The 21,098-nt window shown below is 51.1% G+C and carries 15 protein-coding genes; 12 read left to right on the forward strand and 3 right to left on the reverse strand.

What is annotated here, in order from left to right:
• The first annotated feature begins 2 nt into the window (after positions 1-2).
• From BN3279_RS11420 to BN3279_RS11470, 11 genes are all read left to right on the forward strand, one after another.
• Positions 3-560: a helix-turn-helix domain-containing protein gene (locus tag BN3279_RS11420; protein WP_059050943.1), complete on the forward strand. Its 558-nt coding sequence runs from the start codon at positions 3-5 to the stop codon at positions 558-560.
• A 5-nt stretch (positions 561-565) separates the two neighbouring features.
• Entirely contained in the window at positions 566-1,189 is a 624-nt protein-coding gene (locus BN3279_RS11425) for a helix-turn-helix domain-containing protein (RefSeq protein WP_059050945.1), read from the forward strand.
• The gene (locus BN3279_RS11430; protein WP_198343579.1) at positions 1,179-2,201 is read left to right on the forward strand and encodes a dipeptide epimerase; all 1,023 of its coding nucleotides are present in this window, start codon (positions 1,179-1,181) and stop codon (positions 2,199-2,201) included. The genes BN3279_RS11425 and BN3279_RS11430 overlap by 11 nt, the downstream gene beginning before the upstream one ends.
• Positions 2,202-2,405: 204 nt before the next feature.
• Complete coding sequence (locus BN3279_RS11435; protein WP_059050947.1) at positions 2,406-4,220, forward strand: sensor histidine kinase; 1,815 nt, start codon at positions 2,406-2,408, stop codon at positions 4,218-4,220.
• Positions 4,217-5,728, forward strand: a complete 1,512-nt coding sequence (locus BN3279_RS11440) for a response regulator transcription factor (protein WP_059050949.1) — start codon at positions 4,217-4,219, stop codon at positions 5,726-5,728. Before BN3279_RS11435 ends, BN3279_RS11440 begins: the two co-directional genes overlap by 4 nt.
• 261 nt (positions 5,729-5,989) lie before the next feature.
• A complete protein-coding gene (locus BN3279_RS11445; RefSeq protein ID WP_232436852.1) occupies positions 5,990-6,844 on the forward strand; it encodes an ABC transporter permease in 855 nt (284 codons plus the stop codon).
• Positions 6,845-6,856: 12 nt separating this feature from the next.
• Positions 6,857-7,726 (forward strand): carbohydrate ABC transporter permease, encoded by an 870-nt coding sequence (locus BN3279_RS11450; protein ID WP_059050953.1) that lies wholly within the window; start codon positions 6,857-6,859, stop codon positions 7,724-7,726.
• A gap of 48 nt (positions 7,727-7,774) precedes the next feature.
• Positions 7,775-9,448 carry a type 2 periplasmic-binding domain-containing protein gene (locus BN3279_RS11455; RefSeq protein ID WP_059050954.1) on the forward strand — a complete coding sequence of 558 codons (1,674 nt, stop codon included), beginning with the start codon at positions 7,775-7,777 and terminating at the stop codon, positions 9,446-9,448.
• A gap of 126 nt (positions 9,449-9,574) precedes the next feature.
• Positions 9,575-10,705, forward strand: a complete 1,131-nt coding sequence (locus BN3279_RS11460; protein WP_059050955.1) for a glycoside hydrolase family 88 protein — start codon at positions 9,575-9,577, stop codon at positions 10,703-10,705.
• A 15-nt stretch (positions 10,706-10,720) separates the two neighbouring features.
• Complete coding sequence (locus tag BN3279_RS11465) at positions 10,721-12,601, forward strand: DUF2264 domain-containing protein (RefSeq protein ID WP_059050957.1); 1,881 nt, start codon at positions 10,721-10,723, stop codon at positions 12,599-12,601.
• Positions 12,602-12,606: 5 nt separating this feature from the next.
• Positions 12,607-14,454: a heparinase II/III family protein gene (locus BN3279_RS11470; RefSeq protein WP_059050959.1), complete on the forward strand. Its 1,848-nt coding sequence runs from the start codon at positions 12,607-12,609 to the stop codon at positions 14,452-14,454.
• A gap of 117 nt (positions 14,455-14,571) precedes the next feature.
• Here BN3279_RS11470 and BN3279_RS11475 read toward each other — a convergent pair whose 3' ends face one another.
• The 3 genes from BN3279_RS11475 to BN3279_RS11485 form a co-directional block, all read right to left on the reverse strand.
• The gene (locus BN3279_RS11475) at positions 14,572-14,751 is read right to left on the reverse strand and encodes a hypothetical protein (RefSeq protein ID WP_059050961.1); all 180 of its coding nucleotides are present in this window, start codon (positions 14,749-14,751) and stop codon (positions 14,572-14,574) included.
• A 1,088-nt stretch (positions 14,752-15,839) separates the two neighbouring features.
• Positions 15,840-17,618: an ABC transporter ATP-binding protein gene (locus tag BN3279_RS11480; RefSeq protein WP_059050963.1), complete on the reverse strand. Its 1,779-nt coding sequence runs from the start codon at positions 17,616-17,618 to the stop codon at positions 15,840-15,842.
• A complete protein-coding gene (locus tag BN3279_RS11485; protein ID WP_059051799.1) occupies positions 17,605-19,380 on the reverse strand; it encodes an ABC transporter ATP-binding protein in 1,776 nt (591 codons plus the stop codon). The genes BN3279_RS11480 and BN3279_RS11485 overlap by 14 nt, the downstream gene beginning before the upstream one ends.
• Before the next feature lie 307 nt (positions 19,381-19,687).
• Between BN3279_RS11485 and BN3279_RS11490 the strand changes: the two genes are divergently transcribed.
• The gene (locus BN3279_RS11490) at positions 19,688-20,968 is read left to right on the forward strand and encodes a DEAD/DEAH box helicase (RefSeq protein WP_059050964.1); all 1,281 of its coding nucleotides are present in this window, start codon (positions 19,688-19,690) and stop codon (positions 20,966-20,968) included.
• The last annotated feature ends 130 nt before the right edge of the window (positions 20,969-21,098 follow it).

Below are 21,098 nucleotides of genomic sequence, written 5' to 3' on the forward strand. Positions count from 1 at the left end.
ATATGCTGGGAGATATTTTACGAGAAGCAAGGAAAACCAAGCGATTCACCCTGGCGGAGCTGGCGCAGCGCATTGGAGTGACCACGGGTTATCTGTCCAATCTGGAAAATAACCGGCAGGAGCCGTCGCTCCCGGTACTGCGGGAGCTGGCTGAGAAGCTGGAGCTTCCGGCGACCCTCCTGTTTGCGGAAGAACCTGACGAAGAAGTGACGGTGCTCCGCAAGTCTGAGCACGCTAAGCTTAAGTTCCAGAACCTGGCCGGGACCTGCGAAGTGCTGACCCCGCTGGCCTGGCGAAGCCCACATCCACCGGAGATTGAGGTGCTGCGGCTGGAGGTACCTCCGCAGGAACGAATATCCTCCGAGGATTTGTCCACGGATTCCGATGAAGGCATCTATGTCGTGGAAGGGCAACTTGAATATCGATTTGGCAACGATAGCGTGCTGATTCCCCAGGGAGGCAGTATTTTTATCCCGCGCAAGACCGGGCATTACTTGCTCAATCCCGGTGACCGTCCGGCAACAATTCTGTGGATTGTCAAATCCACGATAGGAGGTTGAGGGATATGGGACAAGAGAGCTCATTTAAGCTGAACGGGGAGAAGATCCGGGAGTTAAGACGGGAGCGGGCATGGTCCTCAACGGCTCTGGCCGAATACATCGACGTAACGCCCGCTTACATTTCGCAGATTGAACGCAACCTGGTGGAACCATCGTTGTCCGTCCTCCGCAAGCTGGCCAAGGCCCTGAACGTAGAACTGCTAGCCTTGATGGAGTATGGCGCTCCCGAAGGCGTATTTATTAGCACGGGGGAACAGGAGGAGCGAACCTTCCCTCAAGCGCATGCCAAATATCAGCTAAGAACACCCGCAGTGCTGAAGAGTGGGGAGAAGCCGGATATCTCGTTCATGGTCGTCAAGATTGAGTCGGGCCAGACGGACTACGATGAGATGGTATGTCATGATTTCGTGGAGTTCTGCTATGTGCTGGAAGGCTGCATCGAATACCGCACTCCTAAGCGGACCTACCGACTGGAAGAAGGGGATAGCATTTATATTCAGAAGAATGTCTCACATCTGCTGTATAATCCGGGCCCGGAGGTAGCCACGCTAGTTGGTGTATTGGGCAGTCTTCACCCTCACTGGCAGCAGGAGGACGGCGAAGGGACGGTAAGGCGAGATGATCATTAAAGACATTGCCGCCAAGAAGCTGAGCCTGGAACTGCGCGAGCCGGTACGGATTGCTATCGGCTCCCTGCATGTTTGCGAGACGGTTATCGTCAAGGTTGAGACCGATGAGGGAATTGTCGGATACGGTGAAGGCTCGGGGGCGACCTTTGTCACCGGAGAATCGGCGGATACGATTCTCCATGCTGTACAATTGCTCAAGGAGAAGCTTGTTGGCAGTGACCCGTTCGCCATTGATTCCATCCACAAAATGATGGACCAGACGCTGATTCATAACGGAGCGGCCAAGGCAGCTATCGATATTGCGCTATACGATATTATGAGCCAATATGCCAGGCTGCCGTTATACCGGTTCCTGGGCGGGGTCGTCAATCGGATGGAGACGGATAAGACTATTGGCATTGCAGATCCGTCTCAGATGGCCCGGGAGGCCGTGGCTTTGGCGGAGCAAGGCTTCCGCCAGATCAAAGTTAAGGCTGGACTGAATCCTGAAGATGATATGGCGGCCATCAAGCAAATCCGGGAAGCGGTAGGCGAGAACATTCGTTTGAAGGTGGATGCCAATCAGGGCTGGTCCGTAGGTGATGCCATTCGTGTGATTCGGTATTATGCCGAATATGGGGTGGAAGCGGTGGAGCAGCCTGTGCCCCATTGGGACATCGATGGTCTGGGTTATGTGCGTTCCAAATCCCCACTCAAGATTATGGCCGATGAGAGCTGCTTTACGCCGCAGGATGCGATGAATCTGATCAAGAAGGATGCGGTGGACTTTATCAACATTAAGTTGATGAAATGCGGTGGCTTGTACAGAGCGCTGCAGATCAATTCTATCGCCGAAGCTGCTGGCCTTTCTTGTATGCTTGGTTGCATGGTTGAGAGCAGGCTGGGGATTTCCGCAGGCGCGGCGCTGGTCATGTCCCGGCAGAACTTCAAGTACGGCGATCTGGACAGCTTCATGTACTTCGCCGAGCATGAAGCAATCCGGGGCGGAATCTCCTTCCAGGCCCGTTTATGACCTTGCCCGAGCAGCCGGGCTTGGGCGTTGATGTGAGCTTCTAATGCTAAATTTGAACCCCCGCGAGGTTAGGGAATCAGCCCCCTGTGCTCGCGGGGTTCTTTGTCGTCAGAATCATTTTTTCTTTGTATCTTAAAATAAATTCCGATATTATAGGCATATCTATTTTATTGAAAGCGTTTTTCTACTAACGGAGGAATAGCTATGGCGAGGAAGAAACGGCGGCTGTTCAACAAGCAGTTGATGAAATTCTCTACCAAACTCATTATTTGGTTATCGGTGGCCAATCTCTTAATCTCTTCAATTACGGCGTTAGTTACGTACCGCATTCATCTGTCCTTGTTCAATGAAGAGGTAAGCCGGCAATATTACATGACTACAGAGCAGGTGCTAGCCCGCCTGGACTCCCGAGTCAACGACATGTACCGCATTACGGATTACATTACCCTGAATCCCTCGGTGAAGCTGGCTATTTCCGAACAAGCTGAGCAGGCTGACTCGTACGAGCGCATGAAGATTGAGCAGGTACTCGATGATCAAATCTATCAGGTACGCCTGGATGCGCCTGAAATGGTCGGACTACGAATTTACGACCTGAAGGAGAATCAGATTAGCCTGGGCTCCTTCGCCGGTTCCTTTTACAGCTTGGACCCGCAATATCTGGATCAAATGGTACGAAGGCTGGATGGGACCGGAGGGGAATATGTATGGAGTCGGCCAGGGCGTGACGATTATCAGCAGGAGGGAAGTGCGAATTGGATTCTGGCCGGGCGACTGATGAGATCCATTGATTTGGATACTTACGGAATGATGCTCATTTTATTTAATACTTCCTTGTTCGAGGCACATCTAAAGAATCTCCGATCACAGCAACAAGAGAATGTATTCCTGTTTGACCATGACGGCAACTTCTTATACTCATTGAACGAATTGGCAGATGAAGTACATCCGGTTCTTGCCGATATGCCCAACATGGGCAGCACCGTTCGCGAGGAGCAAGGGGTGTCTTACATGTACACCAGACAGGTGTCGGAGAAGGTTGGCTTTACGCTGGTCAGCAAGGTGTCACTCTCACAAATCCAGAGTAAAAGCCAAATTATACTCAAGGTAGCAGTCTTGTCTGCCCTGGCCAGCCTCGTCTGCATGGGACTCATTATCGCCGGTATCAGCCGGATGCTGCTGCGCCCGCTGGGTAGTCTTGTTCGCGGGATGAAACGGATCAGAGAAGGAAAGTTCGACACTCGCGTACAGATCAGGACCAAGGATGAGCTCGGGTACATCGGGGACAGCTTCAACAACATGACGGCGTATATTGAGACACTAATCTATGAAGTGTACGAGCGGAAGATCAATGAGAAGGAAGCGGAGTTAAAAGCGATACAAGCCCAGTTGAATCCTCACTTTCTATACAACACGCTGGGCATGTTCTTCTGGAAGTTCTATATGCTTGGCGACGAGAAGTCGGCCCGGCTGGTGACGAACCTGTCGGAGATGCTGCAGTATACACTGGAGCCCGTGCAGGACATGACGACCCTAAGGGATGAAATCAAGCAAATTCGCAATTATCTGGAAATTCAGAAGGCCAGATATCCGGAAGCACTGACCATGGACATTGAGGTTCCGGAGGAACTGCTGGACTGCCAGGTCATTCGCCTGCTGATTCAGCCCCTTGTCGAGAATACGTTCATTCATGCTTTTCGCAATAAGAAGACGGATCGGTATTTGAAGATTCACGCCTTTACAGGTCCGGTTGAAGAGGGGGAGAGCCCCGACTTCCTGATCATCGAGATTGGGGATAATGGCGAGGGCATGTCGGAGGAGACGTTAAGCAGTGTCTTGCAAGCGTCGGGTGTATTGCATGAGAAGCGGAAATCCATCGGAACGGCCAGCGTGATACGACGGATTGAGCTGCTCTATGGGGCACCATATGGAGTGGAGATAGAATCGACCCTCGGCGAAGGGACGTTGGTACGACTCAAATTGCCTTACCGGCTGCAACTGGAGAGTGAGAACCCATGATTGGAAACTTGTTGGTTGTCGATGATGAGATTTGGTTTCGCGAAGGGCTGGTTCAGCTTATTAGCAGCAATCAGTTAGGGTGGGAGGTTGCAGGGGAAGCCTCTGACGGGGAGGAGGCGTTGCGGGCGGTGGAGCTGTACAAGCCGGATTTGATCATCACGGACATTAATATGCCGCTGATGGACGGCTTGGCCTTGGCCGAGCGATTATCCCGGGAGCATCCGGCTATCCAGGTCATTATCTTGACCGGCTATCGCGACTTTGAATATGCCCGCCGTGCGCTGCGTTATGGGGCGGTAGAGTTCCTGCTCAAGCCGTTCTCCCTGGACGAAGTGTATCGGGTATTGCGCAAGGCCTATGAACAGTTCCGCTTGAACAGCATGGCCGTCCGGGTCAGGGAGCGTCAATGGCAGACGGAGGTCTTCCGCGCAGCCGCATTTGCTCTTCCCTGCGACCATGCATTGCAAGAGCAATGGGAGCAGAGATGGTCTGGCTCATGGCTATGCTTGCTGCATATTCAAGACTATAACCAGGCCGGGAAGAACTATACGGCCAAGGATATCGGCCTACTGTATTACGCGGCGACGAATATTGTGGAGGAATTGCAGCAGCAGACACGAATGCTTTATTTTCCCTTGAGCCGGGAGCGCTTTGCCTTCTTGATCGAGCCGGGCGATCCGGGGAAGAGGTATCGGGACGAGGTGCAACAGGCCTTGAAGAACTTCATCGGCGTAGAGACAAGCTGGGTGACGGAGCGGACGATGGTTCGGTTCGATGATCTGGCAGGGTGGAGCATTCAAGGGCAGCAGGAGCTTCACGATGTTCAATTCACGGAGAGCGTAACTGCTGCGGATACACGTCAGCTTAAGGAAGAACTGATGGCTCTGCTGGTCACCAGCGAGTTCCCGGCCCTTCAAGAGCGGTTGGCAGCCTATTTGGAGGAAGCTTCTTCGCTCGAGCTGCAACCGTGCAAGACGAAGGTCTACAGATTGATGTCCGCTTTCTCGGGCATCTTGTTGTCTGACTTCAAGCACTTGCAGGCAGCCGCTGCCAACGAGGCCTTGAACCCCAAGCAGATCATTGAATTTCAAACGGTTCCCGAGCTATTATCATGGGCCAGAGGGACATGCCTGGAATTCGTTAACCTGTTCGTACGCTGGCTGGAGGAGCGGCAGGACAATGTTGTCCTCAAGGCTCGGCAGTATATCGATGGACATTATCAATATGGCTGCTCCTTGCAGACGGTTGCCGAGCATGTGCATGTCACACCCAATTATCTGAGCAACCTGTTCAAGAAGGAGACGGGCATCAGCTTCACCCATTATGTGAGCCAGCTTCGTATCGAGAAGGCCAAGCTGCTGCTAAGAAGCACGAGCTACAGAATGACGGAAATTGCCGGACAGGTGGGGTTCGACAACTCCAGTTACTTCACCGTTGTTTTCAAGCAAATGACCGGGCAATCCCCAAGAGAGTTCCGCAAGCAGCAGTCGGGGGAGCGAAGCGAATAGAAGATACAGGCCGGCTGGCTGCCGGTCTTTTTTGTGTAGAAATTCAAAAAATCATCGTTGAATATTAAATGTTCTTGGTCAGGTCAACCGCTAGAATGGGGTTACAGACGTTAGAGAGACACAGTTCAGAAAGGAGCAAGACGCATGGAAACTTCGGATGTAGCGGTAGCCAAGTCGCCCCGCGTGGGGGGACAGGAGCCGAAGGAGTGGAGAAGGCATCCGGCATGGCGGAGATTCAAGACGAACATTCCGCTGCTGCTTATGTTTTTGCCGGTGCTGCTATTTTACCTGATCTTCCGCTATGCTCCCATCGGGGGCTTGATCATTGCTTTTAAAGATTACAATTTCTACGATGGTGTGATGAACAGTCCCTGGGTAGGCACGTATTATTTCGAGATGCTGTTCCAGGACCCTCGCACTTTGCAAATTATCCGAAATACGTTGATGCTTAGTCTGCTAAATATTGTCCTAGGCTTCCCGATCCCGATTCTGCTGGCTATTATGCTGAACGAGGTTCGGATCATGTCCTTTAAGAAAACGGTCCAGACAATCGTGTATATGCCCCACTTCTTGTCCTGGGTCATCATCGGGATGCTGGTCACGACGATCTTCTCTATGGAGAACGGCATGGTGAACCGCCTGGTAACCTCCTTGACGGGAGAGGCGTATCCGTTCATGTACGAGAAGGCCTCCTGGGTAGCCATCTTCATAAGCTCCGGCATTTGGAAGGACATGGGCTTCAACGCCATCATCTACCTGGCGGCTTTAACCTCCATTAACCCGAGCCTGTATGAAGCAGCAGGTATGGACGGCGCCAGCAAGCTGCGGCAAATCTGGCATATTACACTGCCTGGTATTCGTTCAACCATCATCTTGCTGATGATCTTGTCCATGGGAAGGGTGATGGAGGTGGGGTTTGATCAGGTATTTATGCTCCAGAACTCGAATGTCAACGAAATTGCCGATGTAATCAGCACGTACATTTACCGGATTGGCTTGCAGGGGGCACAATTCAGCCTGACTACAGCCATGGGATTATTTGAATCATTGGTGGCATTCATTCTAGTGTTCACCGCGAACTATATTGCTCGCAAATTTAATGAAGGACTATGGTAAGGGGGAGAAAGAATGCGGGCTAGCCGAGGAGAGAAGTTATTTTACTTCTTCAACTACGTAGTGCTGACACTGATTGCCTTAAGCTGCATTCTGCCGCTTCTGAATGTGGTTGCCCTGTCGCTCAGCGGTGCCAGCGCAGTGGCTAGCGGAAGGGTGACGATTTGGCCGGTAGATTTCAGCTTCTACTCGTTCAAGAGCTTGTTCTCTGGAACGCCTATTGTACGGTCATTCTGGAATAGTGTGCAAATTACGCTGATTGGTACGGGACTGAGTATGGCTGTAACCATCATGGCCGCCTATCCCCTGTCTAGAAGACAATTTTACAGTCGGCGATTCTTCACGATGGCGATGGTGTTTACGATGATTTTCAATGGGGGGCTGATTCCTACTTATCTGGTGGTGCAAAATCTGGGACTGGTGAACAGCTATGCCGCCTTATGGTTACCGGGGCTGGTGAGCACGTACAACATGCTACTGATGCGCTCGTCCTTCGAGCAGTTGCCAGGTGAAGTGGATGAGGCAGCGAAAATTGATGGCTGTGGTGAGCTGGGTATTCTGCTAAAAATTGTCCTGCCACTCTCCAAGCCGATGCTGGCTACGCTGTCGCTATTCTACGGCGTAGGATACTGGAACGCATTTATGAGTGTCATGATTTATATCAATGATACAGCCAAATACAATATGACCGTGCTGGTCCAGAACATGATCAAATCGACCTCAGTGGTCCAGGATTTCACAGATCCCACGATGGTTGCGAATATGACGCCGGAGGGGATTCGGTCGGCAGCGGTGATCGTGATGATTATTCCGATTTTGGCAGTTTATCCTTTATTGCAAAAATATTTTGTAAAGGGTGTTATGCTTGGTTCTATTAAAGGCTGAGCTTGCTCCATATATATCTAATCAGAAAAGAAAGAGGGGTAGTTCATCGTGGCAAACATAATCAAGAAATGGGCAACAACCATGATGCTGATCAGCTTGGGAGGCAGTCTGCTGGCGGGTTGTTCGGGCAACTCGAATGCCGGACAGCAGGGAAATGGAGCCGCTGGTGGCAATGGCGAAGCACGCAGCAGCATTACGTCAACAATTTATGATCGGGGTTCAGTCCCTAACGGTATGGGAACCATCGAGGACAATATGTGGACGAAGTGGATTAATGATAACGGCCCGGCCAATGTGAAATTCGTAGCCATACCGCGCTGGGAATCACAGTCCAAGCTGAATGTGCTGTTTGCTTCGGGCAGTGCGCCCGACTTGATCTTTGAATTTGGGACTTCGATTCGCAACCAATTTTTTGATCAGAAGCAATTGCTCCCTCTGGATGATCTGATTGAGCAGCATAGTGTGGAGTACAAGGCCTTGATGGAGAAATACCCGCAGCTTAAGCAAGCTGGCACGAAAACCGATGGCAAATTGTATGAGGTAGGGCGTATTAACGAGGTGTATCCGCTCGTCAGCTTATTCATCCGTGAAGACTGGCTTGAGAAGCTAAATTTGGAAGCGCCTACAACGGAAGAGGAAATGATTGCAGTCGCCAAGGCCTTTACGGAGCAGGACCCTGATGGCAACGGCGTGGCTGATACCTATGGACTGAGCGGCCTCAAGTTTGGTGATTCCTCCGGACTTTATAAATTCATGTATAACGCCAACTGGGTGAATCTCGAGGAGAATGGCGAAATTGCCGTGGGACTCAACAACATGAAGGAAGCAACGGCATTCAAGCGCAACCTGTACGAGGCGGGCGTCGTGGATAAGGATTTTCTCACCGATAAGGATGGCTCCAAGGCCAAGCAGGATTTCCTGAATGGCAAGATTGGCATGTATGCCTTCATGACGGCTGATTATACCAGCTTCGCCTCCAGAGAGCTGGATACCCTGATGAAGAATGTACCGGAAGCCAAGCTGAAGGTCATTCCGCTACCGAAGACCTCTGTGGGCCAATTCAACCCGGTATGGAACAATCCGGTGCAAATGACGGCGGTGGTGAACGCGCGGGCCAAAGACCCTGAGGCGGTCATGAAGCACATCGATTTTCTGACAAAGGTGGAGACGGGGCGTACCTTCAAGAATGGGATTGAAGGCGTTCATTATCAGCTTGAAGCGGATGGGAAGCCGGTCATTACCGATCTTGATAAATTTAAAAATGAAGTCAGTTGGGCCTCTGATTACGATTTGATATACACGCGGCTGGAGGAAGGGAAATACGGTTACGCGGAGACGCAATTCGATGAGAGCATTCCTTATCAGAAGGAAGCACTGCGCTTGTTCCGCGAATCAATGGCAACGTATATGAACGATTTGCCCGTGGGGGAAGGCTTAACCCACTCCGAGCATATGCCTCAATTGCCTAAGGAGCTGCAGGTGAAATTCAGTAATGTGACCTCGGCCATCGACGATATCTTCACAAGAGCTATCATTAGCGGCAGCAATTATCCGCTGGAGCAAGCAAATGCAGAGGCCATCAAGCAATGGGAAACGGGCGGCGGACCGGAAATTGAAAGCTGGTACAAGGAATGGTGGGGCAAGGAAAAGGACAATGTCCTGGTCTGGAGCGATTTCTATGAAATTTATGAACAGCAGCAGGTAGCCTTTAAGTCAGAATAATCTTTCATTATATTGCGGAGCGGTCTCCCCATTTGGCGGAGGCCTGCTCTGCGCTTGAAGAGAAGCATGGTGAACAACTAGTCGGAGAGCCGGTATGGAGCTAGAACAAGGAGAGGATGGGTAGCAATGGGAGAAGCGCGGACTTGGAGAGATGAGGCTTGGAAGCAAGCTTTGAGCAAGACGTTAAGGAATACCACCCGCATTGGGGCGGGGTTCCCTCATGCCAGTCAGGGTGGTGTGTACGAGTTGGCATCCCCTGAGTGGTGGACGGCCGGCTTTTGGCCAGGGATGCTCTGGCAACTGTACGGGGATAGCCAGCGGCCTGAGCTGAAAGAGATTGCCGAGCAATGCGAAGCTGCACTGGATGCCGTGATGGACGCTTACCTTCGGCTGGATCACGATATCGGCTTCATGTGGACGTTGACCAGTGTAGCCAATTACAAGCTGACGGGCAATGAAACGTCGCGGATTCGCGCGCTCAAGGCGGCGAATTTCCTGGCCGCCCGCTTTAATATAAGAGGCCGTTACATTCGGGCGTGGAATCCTTGGAGGGAAGGAGAACGCAATGAAGGCATTGCCATCATCGACTGCTGCATGAATATGCCACTCTTGTTCTGGGCCTCCCGTACAAGTGGTGATCCTCGCTATGCTCATGTCGCGGAGGAGCATTTGAATACGGTGCTGGCACATTTTATCAGACCGGATGGCTCTGTGTACCATATGGTGGAGTTTGATCCCCATACGGGAGAACGGATCAAGCCATGGGCTGGCCAGGGACATGCGGCTGAGTCGGCCTGGTCTCGGGGCTCTGCCTGGGCAATTTACGGCCTGGCTTTGGGCTATCATCATACAGGCCGCGATGAATATCTGAGGGCGGCCCAGCAGACGGCGGCCTTCTTCCTGAGCAGACTGCCGGAGGATCAGGTGCCGGCCTGGGATTTCCGTGCTCCCGAGGAATTACAAGGCCTGCGGGATAGCTCGGCAGGAGCCTGTGCCGCCAGCGGCCTTTTGCTGCTGGCCCAGCAGACGGAAGGAGCAGACGCTATATTTTACCGGGAGCGGGGAGAGAAAATCTTGAAGTCCCTGTATGAGCGTTATGGTGCCTGGGATGATGCCGCTGAGGAAGGACTGCTTCTCCATGGGACCAGCAACTATCCGCAGGGAAGCAATATTGATGTTCCGCTGATTTATGGTGATTTCTATTTTGTAGAGGGGCTGGCCCGCTTGAAGGGCTGCGGTCCCTTTTACTGGGAATAAGAAGGGGTGAATGGTATGAGCAGCAGGGTGCCTCATCAAACAATCGGCTCCAATCCATTAGTCACGAAGAAGGATTTGCAGCACGCTTTATTGCAGTTAACCGATCCCCTACGGGATTTCTATAGTGAGGGTAGGGCACGCTTGCAGCTCAGCGGAGCAGGGGCAGGGCATTCGGATGAGGTTGCTGGCCTGGAAGGCTTCTCGCGAGTGCTCTGGGGCCTTGTCCCCATGCTGGCTGGGGGAGCGGATAATGAGGAGTTATGGTCCATTTGCATGGAGGGAATCATCCACGGAACAACCCCCACGCATCCCGAATATTGGGGTGATGTGGCGGATTACGATCAGCGCCTTGTGGAAATGGCCGCATTAGGATTGGCGTTATGTCTCATTCCAGAGCGAATCTGGGAGCCGCTGGGGGAGCAGGAGCAGCGCCATCTATACAAATGGCTAAATCAGATTAACGAGCACCCGTGTCATGATTGTAATTGGTTGTTCTTTCAGGTGATGGTCAATTTGGGCTTTCGCCAAATCGGTGAGCCGTATGATTCGATGCAAATGGAGCACAACCTGCTGCGTATTGAGGAGTTCTATCTGGATAACGGTTGGTATAGTGACGGGATTGGGGGACATAGCGATTACTATATTCCTTTTGCGATGCATTACTATGCCTTGATTTATGCCAAGCTGATGAATAAGGAGGACCCTGAGCGCTGTGACAGATTCAAAGGCCGGGCGCTCCAGTTCGCCGATCAATTCCTGCATTGGTTCGCCGCGGATGGTTCCGCATTGCCCTACGGGCGTAGCTTGACCTATCGATTCGCTCAGTCTGCTTTCTGGAGTGCGTTTGCTTTTGCCGGGTTGGGAACGGATCGCTGGACTCCCGGCGTCATTAAGGGGATGCTGTTAAGGAATTTGCGCTGGTGGTTCAAGCAGCCTATCCTGGATGCGACGGCCCTCCTGACGGTAGGGTATGCCTATCCTAATCTGATTATGGCGGAGAACTACAACGCCCCCGGATCACCATATTGGGCGTTGAAGGCTTTCCTCGTACTGGCGCTGCCGGATGATGATGCTTTTTGGAGGGAGCCCGAGCAGGAGATGCCGGAGATGGCCTCGATTTCTGTACAGGCGGACCCGCATCTGGTGTTGTGCCGCGATGAGTCCGGTCATGTTGCCGCCTTTAACAGCGGGCACCTTGCTACAAATGGACATACTCATACATCGGCCAAATACGAGAAGTTCGTGTACTCGACGCAGTTCGGATTCAGTGTGCCCCGGGCGGAATGGGGACTTGGCCAAAGTGCGGCCGACTCCATGCTCGCCTTAAGCGAGAAGGACGACTACTTATACCGTGTCAGACGCCGGAACGAGCAGGCCTGGATTAAGGATAATGTGCTGCATGCAGTCTGGAGACCTTGGCAGGATGTAGAAGTGCGTACCTGGATTGTAGCCGGTTTACCTTGGCATATTCGTATTCACCGAGTAGATACCCGGCGGTCGCTGGATGCTGCGGAGGGGGGATTTGCGCTGGGTCTGGGACCAGAGCATGTGGAGCGGAAATCGCCAGAGCAGGCTGTAGCTATGGGAACCCACGGCGCTAGCGCGGTGCGAAGCCTACAGGGGTATGAGCGTTGCGATATCATTCGTGCTGATGCCAATACGAATGTGCTCTTTCCACGAACGGTGCTGCCCATGCTGCACGTATCTCTTGAGCCGGGAACTCACTGGCTTGCGTCGGCTATTTACGGCGGCACTGGCAACCCGGGCATGGACCTAACGGATGTGCTGGAGAAGTGGTCACCTGAATCGTTGAAGGTTACTTTTGACCGGGAAACGACTAGAATTACAACTTGTGCTGGTGAGGAGATATGTATAGATATACGGGGGAGGTCGTGATACCGATGAATCTTTATCGTCAGGTGCACAAGCAAACTCTATTGCCGCTTCAATTGCCCTATTATGCCAGGGGCGCGGCGGGAGCAGCCTTCTGGAAGTCTTTAAGGCACCAGTGCCAGGCTTCGGGTGACCTTGGGGAGCTTCAAGCGGAGGGGGAGCGGCTAGTGGCTTCTCCACCCGTGGAGCTTACCTATTCGCTATTCGCGTTGTTTCGTACGCGTGGCTCCAGACTGGAGTATGAGCGCGTATACTTTGCCAAGCGGCGCAGGCTTAACACTTTTGCCTTGCTGTCCTTGCTTGATTCGGATTCAGAAGCAGCAGACGTATACTTTGCAGCCTTGCTGGATGTGTTGTGGTCCATTTGTAGTGAGTTCACCTGGTGTCTACCCGCTCATGTGGGAGAGGAACGGCCTGTCTCGGAGACAATCGATTTGTTCGCGGCAGAAACGGGCTTTGCACTCGCAGAAATTTCGCTGCTGCTAGGTGAGCGTTTGCCCCGGATGCTGCGAGAGCGCATGGCTGAACAGGTTGAGGCACGGCTGTTCAAGCCTTTTCTGGAGCAAGGACCCTACGAGTGGGAGGAAGCGAGGCATAATTGGGCAGCAGTTTGCGGTGGCTCGATAGGCGCAGCGGCCTTGCTGCTCCTCCAGGAGGCGAAGGACGCTCCTCGGCTGGCAAGTATTCTGGAGAGGACCGAGCGGGCCATGTCCTTTTATTTGCAGGGCTTTGGAGAAGACGGAGCTTGTCTGGAGGGGTTGGATTACTGGAATTACGGATTTGGCTATTTCGTCTATTATGCGGATCTGTTGTATCATCGCAGCGGCGGGGAAATGAATTGGTTTGCTCTGGATCAGGTGAAGCGAATTGCTACATTCCAGCAGAAGTGCTTCCTGGGCGGGTTTTCCGTTGCCAATTTCTCCGATGCGCTACCTGAGGCTCGTGTTCAGCTTGGTCTATCTCATTACTTGGCTGAGAAGTATAAGGGAGAGGTCGCGGTTCCACCTGAGAGACTGCGGGCGGAGTACAGCAGGGACCATTGCAGCCGTTGGGCCCCGGCCTTGCGTAATTTGATTTGGAGAGATTATGAAACAATTCATACGGAATGGGCGGCTGATGATTTCTATCTGGAGCAAGCAGAGTGGTTGATCTCACGGTATGAATGGGCAGGAGACATGTATGGTTTCGCCGCCAAGGGCGGACATAATGGAGAGCCGCACAATCATAATGATCTGGGTCATTTTCTGCTTGTGGGGCATGGGCAATCCTTCTTATCCGATTTAGGTTGTGGCGAATACACGCGGGATTATTTTGGTGCAGACCGGTATCATTATGATGCCAATGGATCGCAAGGGCATTCGGTGCCACAGATCGATGGTATTATGCAGAACCCAGGCGCAGAGCGGAAGGCGGTGGTGTTGGAACAAGCTACAAGCACCGAGGAATGCCGTCTCGTTCTGGAATTGTCGGCAGCCTACCCCTGTGAGGGTTTACAGAGCTTCCGAAGATCTTGGGTATGGCAGAAAACAGGTCTGCCCAGCTTGTTGCTACAGGATGATTTTCAATTTGCCAAAGTGCCGGGAAGCCTGATCGAACGCTTTGTAACTTTGATTAAGCCTGATCTTTCGCTGAAAGGAACATTCGTGTTGCGATGCGGAGAACTGGCGGTTGAGATACATTATGATGCTCATCAGTTGAACCTTGAGGTATATGAACAGAGCTTTCGCGATCACTTCGGGAATGATGTACGATGGTATGCGCTGGACTTCTCCCTGCTTAAGCAGGAGATGGCTTGCCGGATTGACTTCCGGTTTGCATTTGTACAGCTTGAAGGGGAGCGTAGGGGCAGGGAGTGAGATTACATATCACCGAGTGATAACGAAGCAAAAGCAGCAGATGCTTTAAGGGGTTGACCCTTACCTATAGCATCTGCTGCTTTTACATGAGGTAGAATATATACTTCCTGAACAAGATTACCCCTTCTCAATCAACTCAAGCTTCTCCAAAATTCTCACCGTTGTAATGGCAGACAAACGGACGGCCAGTTCCACGCTGGCCTTAGAAATGCCTTCGCTTTCCAGCGCATCGCGGTTGATCAGGTGCAACTCTTCCATAACCTCATCCACGAGCTTATGTACAATCGCTTTTTCCATAATTACACCCCCATTCTTCTTGTTGTAATGGCTCTTCTATAAATATCGACCAAGTTATGCATTTTTCTTTGGCCGTTCAACGAATCTACCCAAAATTTATACAGGTCCCGGCAGGAGAGAGGCAATTATGGGGGAGGGACGATGATATAGAAGGAAGTGGAAGGGGAGAAAACTAGTTTGAAGTGCCACGAGCGCAAGAGTTGGGTGGTGAGGTAGGTTCGCTAAGCGAGGGCAAGTGGTTGGAGTTGCAGACAGATATGATGATGTGTTAAGAGTGCCAGAGTGGGATGTAAGGCGGGTTCGTTAGTCTAGGGGCACGTGGTTGGAGTTATAGACAGATATAAAGTGTTAAAAGTGCGAGAGTGGAGTAGCGGTAGGCTCGTTAGTCTAGGGGCAAGTGGTTGGAGTTATAGATAGATATAAAGTGTTAATGGTGCTTTTGGGGCGCCTGCTCAAAACTTATAGGGAATTTCTCCCTCTAAATTAAACCAATGACCTGATATTTCATGATTATATGGAAATCCTCCATATAATTTAATTGATTAGTGGCTAGAATGCCGAATTCGTCGTTTTTATAGGGAGGAATTCCAGCTAATTGATCATTTTCTTCGAATTGAGGCCAATTAGCAGGAGGATTTCCATATAAGTGCGTGTTCAAAAAGTCGGGTTTTCAGGACCAAAGCTTATGCTTTCGATGTGCGTTTTTTCAAAACGCTTGAGTTGGATGAAGCTAGGGACTGAGTAGCGGAGCGTACGTAGTGGGTACGTGAGGAACTGAAATGTTTCTGAAGGAAACATACTACGGAAGCATATGCTAGGCCCGGGTGAATTCAAGATTCGATGTCGAACCTGCTTCTCGAACTGCTTCGCTCTGGAAAGATGACTTTTTGAACAACCTCTATAACCGAGTTTGTGAGGGGGAATCAAGCTTATGCTACCAGGGCTAGGGTGGGGGATCATAAACCACCCTGACAAATCCAGCTTGGAGAGGCATTCGAGTCTAAATCATCCCCCTTACACAAAAGAAAACCATCAATTTCACTTGTTCTAGTGAATTGATGGTTTCTAGTGTTCTACTCTAACTCCCCTTACACCACTTCCATCTTCTGCGCGGTGTACAAGCGATGGTACAGGCCACGCTTGGCGATCAGTTCGTCATGGGAGCCGGATTCGGCGATTCCCTTATCGGAGACGTACATGATGCGGTCACAGTTCTTGACCGTAGACAAGCGGTGGGCAATGATGAACGAGGTTCTGCCCTTGAGCAGTTCGTTCAAGCCTTGCTGGAGCAAGCGTTCCGTCTTGGCATCAATGGAGGACGTTGCTTCGTCCAGAATCAGGATGCGCGGATCGGCCAGCAAGGTGCGGGCGAACGAGATCAACTGGCGTTGCCCTTGCGACAGCTTGGAGCCGCGCTCGTTTACCTCAGTGAGATAACCTTGCTCAAATTCACGGATGAACTCGTCAGCACATACTGTTTTGGCGGCAGCAATCACTTCTTCTTCGGTAGCATCCAGACGTCCATACCGGATGTTATCCATAATGGTGCCGGAGAAGATGAAGCTGTCTTGCAGCATGATCCCCATCTGGCTACGCAGCGAATTCAGCGTGACCTGAGAAATATCATGGTCATCGATTAGAATCTGTCCGCCCGTCAGGTTATAGAACCGTGAGATCAGGTTCACCACCGTAGTTTTGCCTGCTCCTGTCGGTCCGACGAGAGCGATGCTCTCCCCAGCCTTCACGTCAAAGCTCAGATTCTCCAGAATGTTCATACCCGGATCGTAAGCAAACGTTACATTATTGAACTTGACGTTACCTTGAACCGCAGGCAATGGCTTGGCGTTTGGTACATCGCTGACCGTGACCGGCTCATCCAGCGTTTCGAAGATCCGTTCCAGATAAGCCACGGCATTGATGAAGCTGTTGTACAAGTTCGACAGGTTCAGAATCGGTTGCCAGAAGCGGGCTGCATAGCTGCTCATCGCCAGAATGACCCCGAAGGTAACCTCACCTGGACTGAGTGCCAGCAAGCCAATCATGTAGATCAACGCTGTTACAATCGTTGCCAGATTGTCGACGGAGAAGGGAATCAGAGCATTATAGCGCAAGGCCCGCATCCACTCTGTACGGAAGTTGGCGGCAAGACGCTTGAAGATACCTGCATTATGCTGCTCCCGTGTGAAGATTTGCGTTACACCAATTCCGCTGATGCTCTCCTGCAAATAGGCATTCAGGTTGGAGCTCTTGTTGGATACCGCTTGCCAGGCTCGCCGCTGCCGGGTCTTGATCATCAGCATAATGCCGAGGAATACCGGCAAGCCAGCTAGCGTAATCAAGGACAGCCTTACATCTACGGCGAACATGAATGCGGCGATGAAGATTAGGTTAATAATTTCTAGAATAAAGTTGATGATACCGTTGGATAGAACATCCGATACCGAGTTGACATAGTTGACGACACGAATCAGGATTTTGCCCTGTGGTCGGTCATCATAATATTTGAAGGGAAGCTCCTGCAAATGCTTGAACAAATCGGTACGTATTTCAAAAATGATATCCTGGCCCACGCGTGTCATGATACGAGAGCGGATCGTAGCAAATATCACGCTGACCACAATCGTCAGCAAGGTCAGCAGCGACCAACCGATGAGAGCAGTAAAATCCTTCTCCGGTATGGTTACATCCACCACATGCTGCAAGATCAATGGCGCTGACAGGGCAATGGCAGCCGAGAGAGCACTTAGGACGAAGGCGATAATCATCGGCTTCTTCTGCTTGCGGATGTAAACCATCGCCCGCCGGAAATGTCGAATATCGAAGGGAGACTCCAGGTTCTCGTCGACGTCAAATCTATTTCTGGCCATGAGCGCTCACCTGCCTTCCAATGCCTTCGTTCTGAAGCATAAATACATCATAATAATAACCTCGTTTGGCCAGCAATTCGGCATGAGTGCCTTCCTCAATCAACCGACCGTTGTCGAGAATGAGAATGCGGTCGGCTTCGGCGGTCGTGGATACCCGCTGCGCGATAATGATCTTCGTGCAGTCAAAGTGAAGCTCGCGCAAGCTCTTTTGAATATGCTCTTCCGTCTCCAGATCGACAGCCGATGTGGTGTCGTCCAGGATCAGAATCGGGCGCTGTACAGCCAAGGCCCGGGCAAGCGCAATCCGCTGCTTCTGTCCACCGGACAAGCCGACACCGCGTTCACCAACAATGGTGTCATAGCCTTCCGGCATCTTGGTAATGAAGCTGTGAGCTGCGGCAAGCTGTGCATATTCGATAGTTTGCTCCTCAGGTAGCTCGGGATCACCGAAGGCGATATTGCCATCAATTGTATCGGAGAACAGCAGCACGTCCTGAGTAGCTACCCCGATGTTGCCACGTAGTTCGTCAAGCTCCAGCTTGCGAACATCGACCCCGTCCACGAGCACCTGACCTGAGGCGACATCATAGAACCGGGAAATCAAGTTAACAAGCGATGTTTTACCGGAGCCTGTTGAGCCCATGATTGCGATGGTTTCGCCGGGCTCAATGGTAAAGCTGATGTCGTGAAGCACCTCTTTACCATCATATTTAAAGCTGACGTTGTCGAACTCAATGCGGCCTTCGTAGCGGCGCATCTTTGTTGCATTGTGCTCGTTGGCAATGTTAGGCTTGGCATAATAGATTTCAACGATCTTGCTTAAGCTGGCGAAGAACCGCTGAATATCATTGATGATAATACCGATGTTACGCACCGGGTTGGACACGGCCCAGATCAGCGCCGAGAAGGCGGAGAATTCCCCGAAGGTAATTCGGCCGTTCATGACGAAGTAGCCACCGGCCAGCATCAGAATGACGTTAAAAGCTTGGGCTGCTGTTTCCAAGTAAGGAAAGTAGTCCAGCCATACCAGAGCCGCCTTCTTGTTTGCCTGAGAGTAATTTACATTCTTGTCCGTGAATTTCTCGATTTCAAACTCCTCGCGAGCGAAGGCCTTGACCACGCGATTCCCTGAAATATTCTCTTGTGTGGTCGTGTTGAGCTGCGACAATCGTTCCCGCAAATCAATATACATCGGGCGTACACGTTTGGCAAAGATGTTAGCCACTATAAAGATGGGTGGAGACAAGACCAGTAGCCACAGCGTCAGTACCGCATCAATGGTGAAAAAGTAGATAACAGCAGCTACAAAAATGGTTAACGACTCGATAATCGTCTTAATGATCCAGGACATGGAGTGTCTTACCATATCGAGGTCCCCCGTCATCTTGGTCATAAGGTCCCCGGTACGGTTATGGTCGTAATATTCCATATCCTGTCCTTGAATCTTGTTGTACAGGTACACACGAACGTCATATAGCATGTTCTGTGAGGCACGCTCGTATTGCATGGTTGTGAAATAAGCCAGTCCTGTACGCAGCAGAGAGAAGCCGATCATGCCAAGGCAGAGCATAATAAGCAGTCCGCGCTCCTGCGTTAAATTCTGTACCGCATCGTCGCTTGCTATAAATGTGTCGACAATGCGCTGGCCAATGTACGGATTAATAATCATGAGCGAGCTGCCCACGACCGAAAGGACCATAGCCACAATGTAGCGTGTCCGGTTCCCCTCCAAATTCTGCCATAGCCATTTGAGTTCGAACATTTCATCACCTAGTTTCTGTTTGTTCTCGCGTTCGAGCTGCAAAAAAGGGTTTCCATTTCGCAAATCATGGTGATTATACCATAACCGTCAGCAGGTAAAACCCGTGTATTCCAGCCTATAATGACGTAGTTTTTCATTTTCTCGAAGGGATCGGTCCTTTACTTTCATTTCGTTATAATATTTAGGATATGGGGCGCATATCACCTATTTTTATCGCCCTGATCAAAAAAACAATAGGTGTTTGCCCACTAACCCGGCCCGTGGTATAGTGAAATGATGCATTAATAAATCAAAGCAAGGAGCACATATGCTATTTAAAGAATTAAATCTGATTCCACCTATCCTTAAGGCGCTGGAGCGCGAGCAGTATACCAGCCCGACTCCGATACAGGAGCAAGCCATCCCGCCTATTCTAAGCGGTCGGGACCTGCTGGGCTGTGCGCAGACTGGTACAGGGAAAACGGCTGCATTTGCCATCCCTACCTTACAACTATTAAATGAAGCGCGAGTTCCGGGACCTTCCCGTCGTAAAATTCGAGCGCTTGTAGTAACGCCTACCCGAGAATTAGCCTTACAAATATTTGAAAATTTCAATAGCTATGGCAAATTTCTGGAGCTGCGGTCCGCAGTTATTTTTGGCGGGGTGTCCCAACGGCCACAGGAGGTTGCCCTGCACAAAGGTGTCGATATCTTGGTCGCTACGCCAGGTCGTCTGAACGATCTTATTCAGCAAAAGCTGGTGGATTTGAAGGACTTGAAGATACTCGTATTGGACGAGGCTGACCGTATGCTTGATATGGGCTTCATTCACGATGTCAAGAAGATCATTGCCAAGACCCCGCCCAAGAAGCAAACGCTGTTCTTCTCTGCGACGATGCCCGAGGCCATCGCCAAGCTGGCCAATTCGCTATTGATCAACCCGGTAAAGGTAGCCATTACCCCGGTATCTTCTACAGTAGAGACGATCCAGCAATATTTATATTTTGTAGATAAGACCAACAAGCGGGACCTGTTGCTTCATATATTAAAGGATACTTCTATTTCGTCATCCATCGTATTTACCCGAACCAAGCATGGTGCGGACCGGTTAGTACGTTATCTGAACAGGGCTAATATTAGCGCTCAGGCCATTCACGGTGATAAGTCCCAGAATGCCCGTCAGCAAGCGTTGGCTAATTTCAAAAATAGAACCCTGCGAATTCTCGTAGCCACTGATATCGCCGCTCGCGGAATTGATATTGATGAGCTGACCCATGTTATTAACTACGAGTTGCCTAATATTCCCGAGACCTATGTTCACCGAATCGGTAGAACGGGGCGCGCCGGTCACAGCGGAGTAGCTATTTCACTCTGTGATTATGAGGAGCAGGAATACTTCAAGTCAATTGAGAAGCTGATTGGCAAGCGGATTCAGATCGTCAAGGATCACCCGTACCCGATGGAGCAGACGGCCCCAGCACCCAAAGTGGTAGAACAGCCACGCAACAAGCCTTCCAACAGAAAACCGGGGTCTCCGTCAACTTCTCGAACGTCAAGAAGGGACCCGGGCAAGGAACGGGCAAGCGCCTACAAGGGCAACAAGCGTTAACTCATCCAAACACAGATGAATTCAAGAATGATGATGTCAGAGCGATCTCTGCATTGTCATTCTTTTTTTTGCATAGGCATAACCATAAATTAGGAGGTAACCAAGCTTTCTTTACATAGCGTTAACAGTG

The organism is Paenibacillus senegalimassiliensis (assembly GCF_001486585.1).
Classification (GTDB): domain Bacteria; phylum Bacillota; class Bacilli; order Paenibacillales; family Paenibacillaceae; genus Fontibacillus; species Fontibacillus senegalimassiliensis.